Origin of the sequence: Citrobacter sp. MNAZ 1397, from assembly GCF_023613995.1 — a bacterium.
GTDB lineage: Bacteria > Pseudomonadota > Gammaproteobacteria > Enterobacterales > Enterobacteriaceae > Phytobacter > Phytobacter ursingii.
The window spans coordinates 50,042-69,140 of sequence record NZ_JAKIVH010000010.1; the positions used below are offsets into that span (position 1 = coordinate 50,042).

16 protein-coding genes and 4 tRNA genes are annotated in these 19,099 nt (G+C 53.6%); 5 read left to right on the plus strand and 15 right to left on the minus strand.

The features are described 5' to 3' along the window. The first annotated feature begins 72 nt into the window (after positions 1-72). From hemC to L2097_RS24650, 5 genes are all read left to right on the plus strand, one after another. On the plus strand, positions 73-1,014 hold the full coding sequence (hemC, locus tag L2097_RS24630; RefSeq protein ID WP_250353850.1) for a hydroxymethylbilane synthase: 942 nt from the start codon (positions 73-75) through the stop codon (positions 1,012-1,014). Beyond that, positions 1,011-1,751, plus strand: coding sequence for a uroporphyrinogen-III synthase (gene hemD, locus L2097_RS24635; RefSeq protein WP_085006390.1), 741 nt, complete (start codon positions 1,011-1,013; stop codon positions 1,749-1,751). The genes hemC and hemD overlap by 4 nt, the downstream gene beginning before the upstream one ends. A gap of 21 nt (positions 1,752-1,772) precedes the next feature. Further along, positions 1,773-2,930, plus strand: coding sequence for a uroporphyrinogen-III C-methyltransferase (gene hemX, locus L2097_RS24640; protein ID WP_047372301.1), 1,158 nt, complete (start codon positions 1,773-1,775; stop codon positions 2,928-2,930). A gap of 2 nt (positions 2,931-2,932) precedes the next feature. Next, positions 2,933-4,129, plus strand: coding sequence for a protoheme IX biogenesis protein HemY (gene hemY, locus L2097_RS24645; RefSeq protein WP_250353851.1), 1,197 nt, complete (start codon positions 2,933-2,935; stop codon positions 4,127-4,129). Positions 4,130-4,315: 186 nt separating this feature from the next. Further along, entirely contained in the window at positions 4,316-5,527 is a 1,212-nt protein-coding gene (locus tag L2097_RS24650) for an MFS transporter (protein WP_085006391.1), read from the plus strand. 523 nt (positions 5,528-6,050) lie between these two features. Here the strand turns inward: L2097_RS24650 and L2097_RS24655 are convergent. From L2097_RS24655 to wecA, 15 genes are all read right to left on the minus strand, one after another. Then, positions 6,051-6,127: transfer RNA gene (locus tag L2097_RS24655), tRNA-Pro, on the minus strand. 38 nt (positions 6,128-6,165) lie between these two features. Then, positions 6,166-6,251, minus strand: a tRNA-Leu gene (locus tag L2097_RS24660). A 28-nt stretch (positions 6,252-6,279) separates the two neighbouring features. After that, positions 6,280-6,355: transfer RNA gene (locus tag L2097_RS24665), tRNA-His, on the minus strand. 68 nt (positions 6,356-6,423) lie between these two features. After that, a tRNA-Arg gene (locus L2097_RS24670) sits at positions 6,424-6,500 on the minus strand. A 102-nt stretch (positions 6,501-6,602) separates the two neighbouring features. Next, complete coding sequence (thrP, locus tag L2097_RS24675; protein WP_250353852.1) at positions 6,603-7,988, minus strand: bifunctional threonine/serine APC transporter ThrP; 1,386 nt, start codon at positions 7,986-7,988, stop codon at positions 6,603-6,605. A 233-nt stretch (positions 7,989-8,221) separates the two neighbouring features. Further along, on the minus strand, positions 8,222-8,962 hold the full coding sequence (gene wecG / locus L2097_RS24680; protein ID WP_047372305.1) for a lipopolysaccharide N-acetylmannosaminouronosyltransferase: 741 nt from the start codon (positions 8,960-8,962) through the stop codon (positions 8,222-8,224). Between the two features lie 12 nt (positions 8,963-8,974). Continuing rightward, the gene (wzyE, locus tag L2097_RS24685; RefSeq protein WP_047372306.1) at positions 8,975-10,315 is read right to left on the minus strand and encodes an ECA oligosaccharide polymerase; all 1,341 of its coding nucleotides are present in this window, start codon (positions 10,313-10,315) and stop codon (positions 8,975-8,977) included. Beyond that, a complete protein-coding gene (locus L2097_RS24690; protein WP_250353853.1) occupies positions 10,315-11,391 on the minus strand; it encodes a TDP-N-acetylfucosamine:lipid II N-acetylfucosaminyltransferase in 1,077 nt (358 codons plus the stop codon). Before L2097_RS24690 ends, wzyE begins: the two co-directional genes overlap by 1 nt. Further along, positions 11,388-12,638, minus strand: coding sequence for a lipid III flippase WzxE (gene wzxE / locus L2097_RS24695; RefSeq protein WP_250353854.1), 1,251 nt, complete (start codon positions 12,636-12,638; stop codon positions 11,388-11,390). Before wzxE ends, L2097_RS24690 begins: the two co-directional genes overlap by 4 nt. A 1-nt stretch (position 12,639) precedes the next feature. Continuing rightward, entirely contained in the window at positions 12,640-13,770 is a 1,131-nt protein-coding gene (gene rffA / locus L2097_RS24700; RefSeq protein ID WP_047372309.1) for a dTDP-4-amino-4,6-dideoxygalactose transaminase, read from the minus strand. Positions 13,771-13,774: 4 nt separating this feature from the next. After that, on the minus strand, positions 13,775-14,452 hold the full coding sequence (rffC, locus tag L2097_RS24705; RefSeq protein ID WP_250353855.1) for a dTDP-4-amino-4,6-dideoxy-D-galactose acyltransferase: 678 nt from the start codon (positions 14,450-14,452) through the stop codon (positions 13,775-13,777). An 11-nt stretch (positions 14,453-14,463) separates the two neighbouring features. Then, positions 14,464-15,726, minus strand: a complete 1,263-nt coding sequence (wecC, locus tag L2097_RS24710; protein WP_047372311.1) for a UDP-N-acetyl-D-mannosamine dehydrogenase — start codon at positions 15,724-15,726, stop codon at positions 14,464-14,466. Beyond that, a complete protein-coding gene (gene wecB, locus L2097_RS24715; RefSeq protein WP_071845946.1) occupies positions 15,723-16,853 on the minus strand; it encodes a non-hydrolyzing UDP-N-acetylglucosamine 2-epimerase in 1,131 nt (376 codons plus the stop codon). The genes wecC and wecB overlap by 4 nt, the downstream gene beginning before the upstream one ends. Positions 16,854-16,909: 56 nt before the next feature. Next, a complete protein-coding gene (gene wzzE, locus L2097_RS24720; RefSeq protein ID WP_250353856.1) occupies positions 16,910-17,956 on the minus strand; it encodes an ECA polysaccharide chain length modulation protein in 1,047 nt (348 codons plus the stop codon). A gap of 13 nt (positions 17,957-17,969) precedes the next feature. Next, entirely contained in the window at positions 17,970-19,073 is a 1,104-nt protein-coding gene (gene wecA, locus L2097_RS24725; protein ID WP_047372314.1) for a UDP-N-acetylglucosamine--undecaprenyl-phosphate N-acetylglucosaminephosphotransferase, read from the minus strand. Positions 19,074-19,099 lie beyond the last annotated feature (26 nt).

Consider the following 19,099-nt stretch of genomic DNA (forward strand, 5'->3'; position numbering starts at 1 on the left):
ATCACCACGAACACTGACACCCTAAGACAAGAATGTTAGGATGGTCGATGGATGATAATGACGGTAACAAGCATGTTAGACAATGTTCTGAGAATTGCCACACGGCAAAGTCCCCTTGCACTTTGGCAGGCACAATATGTTAAGCAGCGTCTTGAGGCACTCCACCCAGGTCTGACGGTCGAACTGGTGCCTATGGTCACGCGTGGCGATGTCATTCTGGATACCCCCCTGGCGAAGGTTGGCGGTAAGGGCCTGTTTGTGAAGGAACTTGAGCTGGCATTGCTTGAAAACCGCGCCGATATCGCCGTGCACTCAATGAAAGATGTCCCCGTTGAGTTCCCGGAAGGGCTGGGGCTGGTGACGATTTGTGAGCGTGAAGATCCGCGCGATGCCTTCGTCTCTAATCACTACAGCGATATTGACGCGTTGCCTGCGGGCAGCATAGTTGGTACATCAAGTTTACGCCGACAATGCCAGTTGGCAGCACGCCGTCCGGACCTGGTGATTCGCTCTTTGCGTGGCAACGTCGGCACCCGTCTGTCAAAACTCGATAGCGGCGATTATGACGCCATCATCCTGGCGGTGGCCGGTCTGAAACGTCTGGGGCTCGAATCGCGTATTCGCGTCGCGCTGCCGGCAGAACTGTCTCTTCCGGCAGTCGGTCAGGGCGCCGTTGGCATTGAGTGCCGTCTTGCAGACGAACGTACCCGTATGCTGCTTGCCCCACTTAACCATCACGACACCACCGTGCGGGTTGCCGCAGAGCGTGCCATGAATACGCGCCTCGAAGGTGGCTGCCAGGTGCCGATTGGCAGCTATGCTGAATTACATGACGGAGAACTGTGGCTACGCGCGCTGGTAGGCGCGCCGGACGGTTCAAAAATGGTGCGCGGCGAACGTCGCGGCCACCCGGACGATGCCATCCAGCTAGGTATCTCGCTTGCAGAGGAACTGCTGGATAACGGCGCACGAGAAATTCTGGCAGACGTCTACAACGGAGATGCACCCGCATGAATATCCTTGTCACCCGCCCATCCCCGGCAGGGGAAATGTTAGTGAGCCGACTGCGCGCACTGGGACAGGTGGCATGGAGCTTTCCGTTGATTGAATTCACCCCGGGCAGGGAACTGAACGTGCTGCCCGAACGTCTGTCGGTACTGGGCCAAGACGATATGGTTTTTGCTTTATCTCAGCATGCCGTGACTTTTGCCCATGCCCATTTACAACAAACTCACACTCACTGGCCTTTACAGCCTGCCTACTTTGCTATTGGTCGCACAACCGCGCTGGCGTTACATACTGCAAGCGGTATTGAGGTACGCTATCCGCTCGACCAGGAAATCAGTGAAGTCTTACTACAATTGCCTGAATTACAAAACATTCAGGGCAAACGTGCGCTAATCTTACGGGGAAACGGTGGACGCGAGTTATTAGGTGAAACGCTGGTGGCTCGTGGTGCTCAGGTTGAGTTTTGCGAATGTTATCAACGTGCTGGAAAAGTTTACGACGGGGCGCAAGAGGCTATGCGCTGGCATACGCGCGGTGTGGATACGCTAGTGGTCACCAGCGGTGAGATGCTGCGACAGCTTTTTACGCTTATTCCACGCTGGTATCGCGAAAATTGGTTACTACGCTGTCGGCTGTTGGTCGTCAGCGAGCGTCTGGCGCACCTCGCCCGGGAACTGGGCTGGCACGATATTCAGGTCGCTGAAAACGCAGACAACGATGCGCTGCTTCGCGCATTACAATAACACTCATAATGGGAAGCCATAATGACGGAACAACAACACTCCTCTGCCGTGGTTGAAGAAACCAAACAGGCTGATGGCTACACGCCGCCGCCGAAAAACGCCGAGAAGAACAACCGCGCAGGCAAGACAAGTCTTGCACTTAGCGTGATTGCTATTGCGATTGCGCTGGCAGCAGGCGTCGGTCTTTATGGCTGGGTAAAACAGCAAACAACTGTACTGCGCACAACAAATGATGAGCTGGCGAACCAGGTCATCGCGATGCAACAAGCGCAGGACAAACAAAAAGCCGCGCTGGAAGGCGTCATTAAACAGCAAGCCACGCAACTTGATGAGGCCAAACGCCAGCAAGATGCGCTCGCCAGGCAGTTAAATGAGGTACAGCAAAAAGTCGCCACGATTTCCGGCACCGATGCGAAAACCTGGCTGCTGGCGCAGGCTGATTTTCTGGTTAAACTGGCCGGGCGTAAGCTGTGGAGCGACCAGGACGTCACCACCGCCGCCGCGCTGCTGAAAAGCGCAGATGCCAGCCTGGCAGACATGAACGATCCCAGCCTTATCACCGCGCGTCGCGCTATTACAGATGATGTCGCCAGCCTCTCTGCGATTTCCCAGGTGGACTATGATGGCATCATCCTGAAAGTGAACCAACTCTCGAACCAGATTGATAACCTGCGTCTGGCGGATAACAACGACGACGACTCCCCCATGGATTCAGATAGCAGCGAGCTGTCGAGTTCCCTTAGCGAATGGCGCGTGAATCTGCAAAAAAGCTGGCAGAATTTTATGGACAGCTTCATCACGATTCGCCGTCGCGATGAAACCGCGGTGCCGCTGTTAGCCCCGAATCAGGACATCTATCTGCGCGAAAATATCCGCTCCAGACTGTTAGTTGCGGCGCAGGCCGTCCCTCGCCATCAGGAAGAGACCTACAAGCAGGCGCTGGATAACGTCTCCACCTGGATTCGCGCCTACTACGATACGGATGACTCCGCCACCAAAGCGTTTCTTGAGGAAATTGACAAGCTTGAGCAGCAGTCCATCGCCATGGCAGTACCTGAGTCGCTGAAAAGCCAGCCGATTCTGGAGAAACTGATGCAGACCCGTGTGCGTAATCTTCTGGCGCAGCCAGGCGTTGCCCCGGATCCAAATGCGCCCGCTCAAGCGCCTCAGGGAGAATAATCATGCTGAAAGTATTATTACTCTTTGCGCTGTTAATCGCCGGTATCGTGTTAGGTCCGATGATTGCGGGTCATCAGGGCTATGTGCTTATCCAGACTGACAATTACAACATTGAAACCAGCGTCACTGGCCTGGTCATCATTCTGGTACTGGCGCTGGTGGTGCTTTTTGCCCTCGAATGGCTGCTACGCCGTATTTTCCGCACCGGCGCGCATACACGTGGCTGGTTCGTTGGTCGTAAACGTCGCCGTGCACGTAAGCAGACAGAACTGGCGCTCATCAAGCTGGCAGAAGGCGATTATCAGCAGGTTGAGAAGCTGATGGCGAAAAATGCCGATCATGCGCAACAACCCATGGTGAACTACTTACTGGCGGCCGAAGCGGCACAACAGCGTGGCGATGAAGTGCGTGCGAATCAGCACCTTGAGCGTGCCGCAGAGCTGTCGGAAAACGATCCGATTCCGGTCGAAATTACCCGCGTCCGTCTGCAACTGGCACGCAATGAAAATCATGCCGCGCGCCATGGCGTTGACCGACTGCTGGAAATTACCCCGCGCCATCCGGAAGTATTGCGTCTGGCGGAACAGGCTTACATCCGCACCGGCGCATGGAGTTCACTGCTGGATATCATTCCGTCGATGGCAAAAGCGGACGTTGGCGATGAGGCGCATCGCGAAGCACTCCAGCAACAAGCCTGGATCGGACAAATGGATCAGGCGCGTGCGGATTTGGGAAGCGAGGGGCTACGAAGCTGGTGGAAAAACCAGAGTCGTAAAACCCGTCATCAGATCCCCTTGCAGGTGGCAATCGCCGAACACCTTATTGAATGTGACGATCATGATACTGCCCAGGCAATCCTTCTGGATGGGCTGAAACGACAGTATGACGACCGACTGGTTCTGGTGATCCCGCGCCTGAAAACGAACAATCCTGAGCAGGTAGAAAAAGTTTTGCGCCAGCAAATCAAAACCCAGGGCGACCGTCCGATGCTCTGGAGTACGCTGGGACAATCGCTGATGAAACACGGCGAGTGGAAAGAAGCCTGCCTGGCGTTTCGTGCCGCACTGAAACAACGCCCGGATGCCTTTGATTACGCCTGGCTTGCTGACTGCCTCGATCGGCTGCACCAGCCGGAAGAAGCAGCAGAGATGCGTCGAGATGGTTTGCTGCTCACGTTGCAGAACAACCCACCATCCTGACCGACTATCGGGGTCGCAAGACCCCGATTTTTTTGCCTGGCTGACATTTCTGACTATCCTGTGCTAGAGTTTTCCCGTCTCTGTTAACGGAACGCCTCTACCAATGTAACGATCTTCCCGAGTTAACCCTTTTCTGACGATGCAGCGTTTGCTGCAGGAAATAACTCGCTTTGGGAAATCGTTATCATGAACACCCTTTTATTCGTGCTCATCCGCGCGCTGCGCACGCACAGCTGGCTACGGCTGCTCCTCTGCGCATTTGTCTTATCTTCACTGGGTAATGGCCTGACTCAGGTGCTGGTCTTCGGTCAGTTATTACGCTGGCACGCTTCACCTTCAACACTCACTCTCGCTTATCTGCTGGCAACATTACCGGGCTTTGTTGGTAGCCTGGCGGGAGAAAAGCTCTGTCGACGCTTATCGCCCGTGTCTCTTTTAATCTTTGCAGAGCTGTTGGGTATGATCGCCCTCGTCCTTCCCCTGACTGGGCTCATATACCACAACATCCCCGCGTTGCTGATGGTTCAGTCGACAGAGGCGTTTCTTGGCGGGATGTCCTGGCCTGCACTGGCATTGGTATTCAAGCGTGGGCTTACACATGATGAGCTGCCCGCGGCCACAGGAATGGAGAGCGTTATTTTTGCCTCTCAGGTATTGCTGGGAACAGGTGCCGGCGTGCTGTTGTTCGACCATGTTGCCCCGCTAATGCTGCTGAGCATTGATGCACTGAGTTTTCTGGCATCGGCGATGCTACTCATGCTGACACGGACACATTATTGTGCCCATGACATCGGCAATAGTGATAACGGCCAACCGACACTCACTGTCGTATGGTCTTCACTGACAACCGCACAAAAGCGCAGCCTGTTGATCCTGCCTGCCCTTGCCGCGGTTGGCTCGCCAGCCATGGCGTTATTACCCGCGTTGGCGCAGCAGATACGCCCGGACGACGCTAGCGGGCTGGCATTGCCGCTACTGTTCGCCCGTAGTCTGGGGCAGCTTTGTGGCCCGCTGCTGCTGAATGGTGACAAGCTGCCGCACTATGCCCGGCGCAATTATCTGTTGCTGCTGTGCCTGGCCATTTTTCTGGGGGCATACGGTCTTCTGCCGTTGCTCTCAGGTGAGAAGATTGCGGCGCTGGGGCTTATTTTTATCGCCCATCTGGCTTCGAATGTCGTGTTTGCTGTCGGTACGTTTAGTTTGCTTGCCGGGTTTAGCGGCGATGAGATCCCGGCAGCCAGCGCAAAAGCGTGGCGCTGGCAAACGTTAACCGCCACCCTGATGACGACCATTGCTGCCTTTCTTGCCAGCAAATGGGGCGCAGCGCAGGCGCTCTATAGTGTATCGCTAAGCGCATTGCTTCTGATGAGTGTTGTAATGGTGCGCTACCGACAATAAAGCATAAAAAAACGCCTGCTCGAAAGCAGGCGTTAAAACAGGTCTGTTTGACAACATAAATGGGTGCTTCACTCAACGTAATGTCCATGGTGTTTGATGAGGCCGAAGCGACATCTGTCTGTGGACGATAAGCACCGTAAACGGCTCTGCATCATTCCGGAGTTTATGAGGCCAGAAGGCGAACATAAGAGGTGGAATGAGCATCTACACATATATTATTGCACATAGTGTGCCAGGTTCGCATTAGCAAAACAGCACGCTTAAGTTCTTTTCAGATAACAGGAAATCCGGGCTCTGCGTCGGCAATCGCCTCTCTTTAGCCGGGTGACAGACGCGTTATTGTCTCCATCAGGAGACAACTACAGTGCCATATAGTCTGGTTCTTATAAAACAAAGGATTACGTGTCACCCATCGGCGACAAAAGAGCACTGGAATGTCGCTGATACGCAACACCGTAAAAGGAGAGGTTTTCCGGAATGGAAAAAACAAAAAACCCCGCTTTATTCAAGCGGGGTTCAAAAGTGGTCGGCGAGAGAGGATTCGAACCTCCGACCCACTGGTCCCAAACCAGTTGCGCTACCAAGCTGCGCTACTCGCCGATGTACTGCTTTTTGAATTTTTTGTTCAATACAAGTTGTGGTGCGAGGGGGGGGACTCGAACCCCCACATCCTAAGGACACTAACACCTGAAGCTAGCGCGTCTACCAATTCCGCCACCTTCGCATTCCACGAAACTTTTACTGCTAAATAATGGGGTGGCTAATGGGACTCGAACCCACGACAACTGGAATCACAATCCAGGGCTCTACCAACTGAGCTATAGCCACCACTACAAATTTTTTTCACGCGGCCCTGCAAGTTTCACAGGCCACCGCAGCTCAAGCGCCGAATTTAATGGCGCGCCCGACAGGATTCGAACCTGAGACCTCTGCCTCCGGAGGGCAGCGCTCTATCCAGCTGAGCTACGGGCGCTTAGCGCCGTTGCGGGGGTGGATAATACGGACTTCCCCCCCCTCTGTCTAGTGCCTTTTTAAATAAAATGCGCGTTTGGTTATGCTTTGCGCATTTTGCTGATTATTCCCCCACTCGCTGCCTAACAGCGTGGCGGTTTAACCCCAGCACTTTATAAATAACGCTCACCGCTGCCATGAAGATGATGCCGACAAACAGCGACATACGCGTATCTTCATTGAAGGCCATACCAATCAGTACGCACACCAGAAATGCCATGGTCGCGTAGTTCGCCCACGGGAACATCACTGAGCGGAACGGATGGCTGGCAATCGCCTGACGATGCGCATGGCGGAATCGCAGTTGGCTAATCAGAATCACGAACCACGGTACCATGCCGGGTAATACGCTGGCGCTGTAGACATAGACAAACACGCGCTGCGGATTAGGAATGATGTAGTTCAGGCAGGAACCAATCAGCAGGATAATGATAGAAATGGCCACGCCAGCAACGGGAACCCCGTTTTTCGACACTTTCGCCACACCCGCCGGTAACTGGCGGTTTTTCGCCAGTGCGTAGAGCATACGTCCACAGCTGTACATACCGCTGTTACAGCCAGACAACGCAGCCGTCAGGACAACAAAGTTGATGATACCTGCCGCTGCGGTAATGCCGATTTTGGCGAAAGTCAGAACAAACGGGCTACCGTTAGTGCCGATCTCATTCCACGGGAAGATAGTCACGATAACGAAAATCGCGCCCACATAAAAAATCAGGATACGCCACAGCACTTTGCTTACCGCGCTGCGCAGAGTTACCTGCGGGTTTTTCGCTTCACCGGCGGTGATCCCAATAAGTTCTACGCCCTGGTATGACGCCACGACGATACACAGCGCCGTCAGGAAACCCTTCCAGCCGCCGGCAAAGAAGCCGCCATGTTCGGTCAGGTTGCTAAAGCCAATTGCGTGGCCGCCATTACCAAAACCAAAGAAGATGACGCCCAGTCCGACGATAATCATCACGATAATGGTGGTGACTTTGATCATTGCGAACCAGAATTCAATTTCACCGTACAGGCGCACCGCCGCCAGGTTGGCGACTGCGACCAGCCCAACGGCAATCAGCGCGGGTATCCACTGCGCCAGGTCCGGGAACCAAAATTGGACATAAACGCCAATGGCCGTGATTTCGGAGATACCCACCGCCATCCACATAAACCAGTAGGACCAGGCGGTAAGATAGCCAAAGAAGGGGCTCATATAACGGTGCGCGTAAACAGCGAAGGAACCGGTAACCGGCTCCAGGAAGAGCATCTCGCCCATTGAGCGCATGATAAAGAAGACGAAAAGACCGGCGATAATGTACGCCAGTAGCACGGAAGGGCCCGCCCATTTCAATGTGCTTGCGGCCCCCATAAAGAGCCCCACGCCTATCGTGCCGCCCAGGGCGATCAATTCAATGTGACGAGACTCCAGGCCGCGCTGGAGCTCGGGTTTGTGTTCAGCCATATAACCTCTGTCGTGTTTGCAACTTTCCCGCTGTGCGGGTTGTTTTTATGAGAATAACGTGCGTCAAAGCTCACCCAGAGGCGATAACCGCGCAAAATATACCGGGATGATGCATTGAGTGAGCGAATGGTTTCTTAAAATGACGAAAATGGCAAATGATGTGTAAAAAAAATCTGGGTATCGCACAATAAAAAAGCGAATGCCCCGCATCAACGGGGCATGGCAGGAGAAAATTACAGGTTGCCGCGATAATGCCAGGACAAATAACGCAGCAGACGCAGCTGCCGGGTAACGCGGCTTGGCTGCGAAAGCAGGCGATAGAGCCACTCAAGCCCAAGCCGCTGCCAGATGCCTGGCGCCCGTTTTACATAACCGGTGAAAACATCATAGGTGCCCCCGACTCCCATATAGAGAGCATGCGCGTAGACTTCACGGCAGTCGCGCATCAATATCTCCTGGCGCGGTGAACCCATCGCAACGGTCACGATCTTCGCCCCGCTTGCGCGGATCCGCTCAAACAGCCCCTGTCGGTCTTCGGCACGGAAATAACCGTCCTGGCTGCCAACGATATTGACCTGCCACTGTTTACGCAGCTTATCTTCCGTTTGCTCCAGTACTTCTGGTTTTCCCCCCAACAAAAACACCGGCGTTCCTTCGCGCCCCGCTCTTTCCATCAGCGCTTCCCAGAGGTCGGCCCCCGCAACACGTTCAACGCGTGCCTGGGGAAATTTCTTGCGAATGGACCTCACCACGCTGATACCATCGGCATATTTGAATTCAGCCGCCTCAATCAGCGACCTCACCTGCGGGTTGTCCTCAATCGTGAGCATTTTCTCAGCATTGATGGCGACCAGGGTTCCTTCCTTAAGCGCGCCATCGGCATATAAATAGTCCAGTGCATGTTGCATATCACGCCAGCCAATCAGTTTCAGCCCACGCAGCTCATACACCGGAGCCACAGTGTTGTCAGTCATTCGTATCCTTAGTCAGACCCGCGACAAAGAGGTGCCGCGCTTGTTAATCAACCCGGCACTATCAAAAAGCCAGTACAACAGTTTCGCCATCAGCAGGCAGGCGCCAAAGATGACGAGGAAAAAAACCACTCGAGAAGCAAATGCATCCAGCCCTTCACGCGCCAGCACGATCATGTTGAAGATGGCACCAAAACAGAAACTGTGCAAAATGGCGGCCTTGTAGCGGTTGGTCTCCCGATTGCCAAGGGTATACAACCAGTCAAACCACTTGATAATCAGCCCAACCACGACCGCGCCCAGCGGAATAAACCAGACACCGCCCATCACCACCAGTGAGCCAATCAGGGTGGGGGAAATCGCCAGACCCGAATGGTTATTCAACACTTCCCACGTAAAATAGTTCGCCGAATTCAAAACAATACCCGGACGTGAAGGCCACAGCCAGGTGGGGATAAAGACATAAAAATCACGGACGATTGGGGCTAATCCCTGGAAATCGATCTTGTCGTAATTTTGTAGCAGCAACGACAGATTTTCCCAGGGCGAGAAGGTGTCGCGGGTGAGATACAAGAAGGTATAAAACGCCTCATCACCGCTCACATTGAGCCCGTAACGCTTAAGCGCCAGCCAGAACATGCCGACAATACCCATCACCCCTGCTGCTGCCAGCATCCACAGCGAAATCCAGCCGCGAATAATCCCGATAAATAAGAAGATCGCAAAAGCGATGATGATGTTAGCGCGCGTCCCGCCGACAATCATGTAGGTCAGCAGGCCAAACGCCACGGTACTGACCAGGAAAAACAGCCACGCCCGCCCATCCTGACGCAGAAAATAGACCACCAGCATGGCGGGAATAAAGAAATAGAAAAACCGCTTGAGCGCGACACCGGAGACTTCGCTGGAAAATATCTGGCTGTAAGAATGCAGGCGAAACAGTAAAAAACCGTTATGCATGAAAAAGATACCGACACTCACCAGCGCAATAATCATCAGCATCGCGCAGGTCAAATGCGTTTCTACCCGGTTTACGGTAAACAGAGGGCGGCGCTCGTCCATGCGGGATGACGTACGCAACCGCGTTTTATACGTCACGTAGTAAACACCGTAGAAACAGGCTGCAGCCAGCAAGGACTGTAGCATAATACCAGGCGGCGCCACGCCAACATCGAAGCGAAACACCAGGATGCTGGTTAATGGAAAACCGAAGAAAAAGGTTAGCAAAAACAGCAATGAAAAGAAGACATTGAAATTAAAGCGCACGCGGCGAAACTCAAACCACGTCAGCGTGGCGATAAACAGCGTCGCCAGCAGCCAGATGATCAGCAACCCACTGAATTCTAGCGGAGTCATCATGCCTCCCCTGCGGCAATACGCAGCGCCTGATGCCAGGGTGTAATAAAATTCGGGCTAAAGAAGGTAATCGCGTCTTTATCCACCGCCAGCAACTGACGCTGTGCTTCACGAATGACCGCTTCGCTGAGCGTATCATCGGTAAACAGCACCGGAATGCCCTCTTCGACCATATCCCGCCAGAACGGATTCTTGCGATTGAGCACACAGGGCACACCCGCCTGAATCAACAGGCAAAGCGTACCAATACCCTGCTGGCGCGCGAAGATGAAATAGCCCAAATCGCACTGGCTAAGCAGCGTGAGGTAGTCATCGAACGCCATCTTCTCGCTCAGGAGACGCAAATTATCCGGGCTAAACAGCGCCAGCCCGGCCTGACGAACCTGCTCAATATAGATCTCGTTATTGGCCGGATACCCCATGGGCACAATAATATTTACCGTATCGCCAAACTGGCGATGAATCGCTTTTAAGGCGGCGATATGTTCATTGCTCGGATCGCCGGAATTCCCTACCAACAGCGTCAGCTTGCCCGCGCGCTGCATTTCATAACCCAGGGTGTTGAGTGCCGGGTCCATACGCGTCGGGAAATACAGTAACTCACCGCGCACATCAGGGTGTCGGTCTGCAAACCAGGCCAGATCGCCACGGGTCGCGAAGATAGTGCCAACCTTTCCCTGCGCCAGACGCCGCAACGGGTAAAACAGGCGGAATTTCAGGCTACGGGATACCTCGTACAGATCGGCACCCCACGCGTGCCAGTGAAATTGCTGGCGCTTAATCGCCCCGCGCAACAGTGCCAGCCAGATACCGGTGTTGAATTGACCATGGAAAAAGAAACGTTGCTGCCTGTTGCCCTGCGCTTTGGCAATAACAGCCTTCGCCAGCGCCTGCTTACTGCCATAAAAATGCAGATGCAGGTTCGGGTAAGCGTCACTCATGCCGTCATCCTGCCCGGCGAGCATAAATTCACGGGCATGAATGCCCGTTGCCGCGAGATGTTCATCAAAGAAACGCAGCACGGTGTGATTATGATGAGGGATATCCGATCCCAGTACGTGTATGAGTGCCGTCATGCCCGTCTACGCCAGAGTAAAAACACGCCACAACAGAGGGCGAAATAAATAATGTAGGTTGCCATATAGGCCTGTGCCGCGCCTGCCGCACCATGGGTCGGAATCAAGAGACGGGAAAAAAGCGTCAGCAAGGTAAACTGGCTCACCTCCGCCAGGATATAAAACCGTAGCGAGGCTTTCGCGATAACCAGATAACCAAAAACGTAAGCGCCCACTTTCAATACGTCCCCCACCAGTTGCCAGGCAAACAGGTCACGCATTGCCGTAAATTTGTCAGAAAACAGCAGCCAGATCGCCACGTCGCGCAGCAACCAGACACAGAAACTCACGGCTGCTACCGCTGGCAATACGAAGCGCAGCGATTTCACGACCTCGCGGGTGATCTCCTGTTTTGTAGCGAGCCTCGAAAGAGTAGGAAGCAGATAGACGCTAAACGAGGCGGTAATAAATTGTAGATAAGCATCGGAGATACTGCTTACTCCTTGCCAGATTCCCACATCATCCCAGCTATAATGTGCAGCCAGCAGATTTCGCATCATCACATAGGCCAGCGGGATCGTGACCGAGGTGATAAGCGCCATCAGGGTGAATTTGCTGAGTTGTCCGGCCAGTCCGTTATCCCAGCGCGGGCGAAAATAGCTTAACGGGAGGTGACTGCGGCGTGCCAGCAACAGCATCGCCGGGAACACCACCAGCGCAGGTACCAGCGCCATACCGAGCAACGCCCCCTGATAATCACCCAACTTATAGCAAAAATACCAGGCGGCCACCCCCACCACGCTGCCAATAATCAGTGACAGCGCGTTACCCGCCGCATCGCGAAAACCTTTCATCACCGCCAGCAGCAGGTTCGCCCAGGCAATTCCCATTTGCACCAGCGCCACCAGCCGCACCAGCCCCTGATAATCAGCATGGCCGAACAAACCGCGACTGATAGGGGCCGCCGCCAGTAAAAAGATCAGCGCCAGCAGAATTGAAAAGCCCAGCACCATGGCTGAAGACGTGCCGACTACCTCACGCAACCGCGAGGGGTCGTCATGGTGTTGGGAGACAAATTTCGTCACGCCATTAAAGATACCGGCACCTGCAAGCACGCCCAGCACAATGATTAACTGACGAAAATTACCCGCCTGCCCAACCCCGGAAGGACCATAGGCCAGCGCCAGCAGTTTGACCACCAGTAACCCGGCGCCAATCTTGACGAGAGTACTTGCCGCCGTCCAGACAGAAGCTTTTGCCAGCGACATGTTAGCGGAAGTAGCTCAGTAACGTGTTAATCACGGTACGCTGGTTAACAGGGGCAAGGTTGTAGAACAGAGGCAGACGAAGCAAGCGCTCACTTTCCTGCGTCGTATAACGATCCTCGCCATGGAACTCACCAAATTTCGCCCCGGCAGGTGATGCATGCAGCGGAATATAATGGAATACGGAGAGGATCTCAGCCTCTTTGAGGAAGGCGATGAGTTTGCTGCGATCCTCTTCATCACGCAGTTTGATATAAAACATATGGGCGTTATGGCCGCACTCTTCGGGAATCGACGGCAGCGTAATCCGCCCGGCGCGTGCCAGCGGCGACAATGCGTCGAAATAGGTTTGCCACAGGGACAAACGTTGCTGATTGATACGATCTGCCGCTTCGAGCTGCGCCCATAAATAAGCCGCCTGCAAATCCGCCATCAGATAGCTTGAGCCAATATCGCGCCAGGTGTATTTATCCACCTGCCCACGGAAGAACTGACTGCGGTTAGTCCCTTTTTCGCGGATGATTTCCGCACGTTCAACCAGCGCGCGATCGTTAATCAGCGTCGCGCCGCCCTCACCACCCGCAGTATAGTTTTTGGTTTCATGGAAGCTAAAGCAGCCAATATGTCCGATAGTACCCAACGCCCGGCCTTTATAGGTGGACATCACACCCTGCGCGGCATCTTCCACCACAAACAGATCATGCCGTTTGGCAATCGCCATAATGGTGTCCATTTCACAGGCCACGCCGGCATAGTGAACCGGCACAATGGCGCGGGTATTTTCGGTGATGGCCTCTTCAATACGGGTTTCGTCGATATTCAGCGTATCCGGTCGGATATCCACAAAGACGATTTTCGCGCCACGCAGTACGAAAGCATTAGCCGTAGAAACAAAGGTGTAGCTTGGCATGATCACTTCATCGCCAGGCTGAATATCCAGCAGTAGCGCCGCCATCTCCAGCGATGCCGTACAGGAGGGGGTCAGTAGCACTTTCGGGCTATGGAAACGCTGCTCCATCCACTGCTGGCAGCGACGGGTAAAACCACCATCACCGCACAGTTTGCCGCTGCCCATCGCCGACTGCATGTAGTCGAGTTCCGTTCCCACCACAGGAGGTGCATTAAAAGGGATCATAGAGTCACCTGTATAACCAGTAGGCGGTGCTTTCCATTATCGCACCGCTGCGAGTGTAGCGTCTGATTGCCGCAAGGTTGCCCATCTGAGTCGCTACACGAATTGTCTTAAGCTGCCGCTGCTGAGCCCAATAACAGGCCGCCTGCATCAGTTTTTCGCCCGCGCCGCGTCCGCCCAGCAAACCAATCCGGGCTTCCTGTGCATCGAGTTGACGCATCGAGACAAAAGCCTCGATATCGCCATTTTCTCCGCGAAACAGCAGGCATTCATGGTCAAATACGCCTTTCACCGCGTTTTCAATCCACTGCGCATAAAAACGCCCGCTGGCATCTTCGGGATACCAGGGCGCGCGGAATCGGCTCTGGCTGAACATCATCGCCGCCATCTGGCGCAACGCCGCAATATCGCCTGTTACTGCCGTCTCTGCCTGCGGATCGACATTCTGTACCGGAACCGATAATGCAAAATCCGCTTCGCCTTCGACCAGACGAAAGCCAAAATGTTGCAGAGCATCAAGCTGTTGCGTATTAGATGCGGAAATTTTCGCCTGTAGGCGCGGCCAACTGTCGAAAGCAGAAGCATCAAGCGCCGGGCCATCGTCCCGCAAACGCACGATGGCGCTGCTCAGGCCAAAGAATTCACTTTCCCACGCCAGTTCGTCGATGGTGCCGTGTAGCGTCATGGGAAGTGACCTCAGCGCCATACGCCTTTGGTATCAATAACGTATTGCTGGCGCACATTGTCGCCCGCGATAGCTTTGAACTCGTTGTGATCGACCAGCATGACCAGCACATCAGCCTGCGCCATTGCGTCCTCAAGGCTGACCAGCTTACTTTGCCCTGCCAGACGCGCAGGCAATTGATGAATATTCGGCTCTACGACCAGCGTTTCACCGCTATGCCACTCGGCAATACTGTGGGCAATTTCCATCGCCGGGCTTTCACGCAGGTCGTCAATATTGGGTTTAAATGCCAGACCGAAACAGGCAATTTTAACCTCGCTGGCACGCTTATCATTTGCGGCCAGGCAATCGGCGACGGTGGCTTTAACCTGGTTCAGTACCCAATGCGGTTTACTGTCGTTCACTTCGCGCGCGGTACGAATCAAGCGAGCCTGCTGGGGGTTTTGTGCCACAATAAACCACGGATCGACGGCAATACAGTGACCGCCTACGCCGGGGCCTGGCTGCAGAATATTCACACGCGGGTGGCGATTTGCCAGGCGAATCAGTTCCCAGACATTGATGCCCTGGTCAGCACAAATGAGCGATAATTCATTGGCAAACGCGATGTTGACGTCGCGAAAGCTATTCTCCGTCAGTTTGCACATTTCAGCGGTTCGGGAGTTTGTCACCACACACTCGCCTTCGAGAAAAATGTTATACAGCTCGCTGGCGCGTGCCGAGCATACGGGCGTCATACCGCCAATGACCCGGTCATTCTTGATAAGCTCAACCATGACCTGCCCTGGCAAAACGCGCTCCGGGCAATAGGCAATATTGATATCTGCCTGTTCTCCTGCCTGCTGCGGGAAAGTCAAGTCCGGGCGAGCCGCGGCCAGCCAGTCTGCCATTTGCTCCGTCGCCCCCACGGGCGATGTCGATTCAAGGATAACCAGCGATCCTTTTTTCAGCACAGGCGCAATGGATTTTGCCGCCGCTTCGACAAAGGTCATATCCGGCTCATGTTCGCCTTTAAAAGGGGTCGGAACGGCAATCAAATAGGCATCCGCGGCCACAGGTGTCGTGCTGGCGCGCAGCCAGCCGCCCTCGACAGCGGTCTTGACGACCTTGTCCAGCTCAGGCTCAACAATATGAATCTTCCCGCGATTAATGGTCTCCACGGCATGGGGATTGATATCAATCCCTACCACCTCTTTTTGCCGTGAGGCGAAAGCCGCCGCAGTTGGCAGTCCAATATAGCCAAGGCCAATGACGGAAATCGTTTCGAAACTCATAGTGTTACCCGATAGTTTTTTAGTGCATGCAAAATTCGACCACAGGCCTGCCCGTCTCCGTACGGATTGTGCGCGCGGCTCATGGCCTGCCAGGCATCATTGTCATAAAGCAGGCGTGATACTTCCTCAACGATACGCAGGCTGTCTGTTCCAATTAACCTGACGGTTCCGGCTTCAATGGCTTCCGGGCGTTCGGTGGTGTCACGCATCACCAGAACGGGCTTACCCAGTGAAGGGGCTTCTTCCTGAATACCACCGGAGTCAGTGAGAATCAGCCAGGCGCGATTCATTAACCACAGGAAAGGTAAATAGTCTTGCGGCTCTATCAGCGTGACATTTTCCACATGACCGAGGATACGGTTCACAGGTTCGCTGACATTAGGATTAAGGTGTACCGGATAAACAATCTGCACATCGTCATGCCCGGAAGCGATTTCCGCCAGCGCATGGCAAATATGTTCAAAGCCGAGACCGAAGCTCTCACGGCGGTGCCCGGTAACCAGAATCAGTTTTTTATTGCTGTCGAGGAAGGGATAACGTGATGCCAGTTCTTCTTCAAGTGAAGGGTTGTTAAGCACGGTATCACGCACCCAAAACAGCGCATCAATAACGGTATTGCCGGTAACAAAAATATGTTTATCCGCGACGTTTTCCCGCAGCAAATTATGGCGGGAGTTTTCCGTCGGCGCGAAATGGTACAGCGCCAGATGACCGGTTAACGTGCGATTAGCCTCTTCCGGCCATGGCGATGACAGATCTCCCGTGCGCAATCCTGCCTCCACATGCCCGACAGGAATGCGTTGGTAAAACGCAGCCAGACTTGCAGCGATAGTGGTCGTCGTGTCGCCGTGAACCAGTACGACATCAGGACGGAAAGATTCCAGGATAGGTTTAAGTCCTTCCAGAATACGACAGGTAATTTCTGTCAGTCCTTGCCCGGGCTGCATAATATTCAGGTCGTAATCCGGAACAATAGAAAAAAGATTCAATACCTGATCGAGCATTTCCCGATGCTGCGCAGTGACGCATACCTTCGCGTCGAAATCAGGATCCCTTGCCAGCGCGTGTACCAGAGGCGCCATCTTGATGGCTTCTGGTCGTGTGCCAAATACGGTCAGTACTTTCACAACGATTCTCTTCGATTAGGTAATGAAGGCACGAAGCCTTCATCTTAGGCTGCGTGTCAAAATGATCGACGACGCGTTAATGCAACACCAGCTCCGATGAGTGCCCCCACCACACCCCACATGATCATCAGGAAGGCACGACGCGGGCTGTCGCGTTTTACCGGTTCTTCAGGTGTGCGCAAATATCGATAAGTCTGAAAGCGGGGATCAAGAGTCGGGCCCACATTCAGCGTATTAAGCATGGCTCGGTTTTGGAAGTAGTCCAGATCGTACTCAGGCCCTACCGCACGCAAATTTTCAAGGCGCGCCTGCAACATCGGGCGGCCTAACAAAAACATTTCCGAATCCGGCAGCTCATCCACCGGCACTTCTGTTTCACTGCGGGAGATATTGTGTTCTTCTGCCACCTTCAGCGCCTGCTCGACGTTGCTCACGCGGCGAGTGAAAAGGGTATTGGCCACCTCTTCCTGCCGTTTCACCTGCGCTTTCATTTGAATAGTACGAGCCGCCCACGCACCTTTAAGCTCATCATTCAGATGGCGCGCAGCGCGCTGGCTGGCAAACGCCACATACTGACGCAGTAAATTGTTAGCATCAGGCGCAGTTTCAGCCGTCAGTTTGACATTGTCGTTAAGGTTGCGCGTAACATCCCCCGGCGTGTACTGGATGTAATTGATTAAATCATCCAGCATGGCGGCATCCGCTTTGCTGTTACCGACTTTCCGCTGCTTGAAATAGTCCGTCTGCATCCAGAAGTCACGCCGTGTATCCCATGACGCCAGTTGCATCACAAACTCTTTATACGCTTCATCCATGACAGAAATCTGGTCTACAGGTGCGAGATTCGCCTTAACGTCCAGGTTACGCAGAAATTGTTGCTGTGAATAAAACCCACCCAACATATTTACCGTGGGCCGATCGGTGATGGCGGTTGCTCCCCACTCCTGACGAGCAAAGAAGGTCCACGTTAAGGCGATTAACGCAAACAGTAGCGCAATCCCGCAAATCCATAATTTTCCGGCCCATAAAGTACGAAACAGACCACGAATATCCAGCTCGTTTTCCGTACCCGCTGTAGGTGTTCCCGACAATGGTTGAGTCATCGCTTTCCCAGATTTACTTGGTTAAGGTTGGTTTGTGACCGCTGTTACGGCGCATTCTGCGCTTCACACGCTTTATCAACCGCGCCACTTTCCATGCGCGCTTGATGCAGTAGCCATATAAGAAAAAGGATAGCAAAAATAATGCCAACATCACCCATTCAGGAATGAAGTGAAGGTACTCGGTTAACACACCCACTGACGCCAGTAGCGCCGCCGCCAGCGTGATCAACACAAAGGCCTGCCGCGAGGTAAATCCGGCACGCATAATAAGGTGGTGAATATGCTGGCGGTCCGCTGAGAACGGGCTCATTCCTTTGCGCAAGCGACGATACATGATCGCCACCATATCCATTAATGGGATTGCGATAATCCACAATGCGGTAACCGGGCTAATAGGATGGGTCTTACCCTGCGTAGTCTCGAGCAAAATCCAGATAAGGGTGAAACCGATAAAGGTACTGCCGGCATCACCCATAAAGACTTTATAGCGACGTCCCAGTACCCCGAGGTTTAACATTATGTATGGCAGGATCGCGGCAATCATGGCAAAACACCACATCGCCAGGCTGATTTGACCATCAAACCATAAGATGATGCCGATGGCGGCAAAGGAGACGCAGGACAACCCCCCCAGCAACCCATCAATACCATCAACCATGTTGAAAGCGTTGATGGCAGCCCAGACGGCAAAGAGCGTCAGCAGATAGCCAAACGGCCCCAGCACCATTTCCCAGGTACCAAAGATGTAGCCCAGACTACTGAGATAAAGTTTGCCGACCGACATCATAACGATCGCGACAAGTGCCTGAATCATTGCGCGAATTTTGACACTGATGTCGTAGCGGTCATCAAGCGCGCCCACGAACACCAGAATCCCGGCGCAGAACAGATACAACACCGCATGGGGAATGTAGTAATCAGCAATACCGAAGGTGAAGCAGATACCTGCGAACACTGAGATACCCCCAACCAGCGGAATCAAACCCTGATGCCGTTTACGGAAGTTGGGCTTATCCACCAGACCGACGCGCTTCGCCATTTTTCGGGCAAAGAATAAAAATGCGGTCGTGAATAAGAAAATACTGAATAATTCAGTAAACGCAGTGAGTAAATTCACAATGCATGCTCTCAGCGAATGTTAAT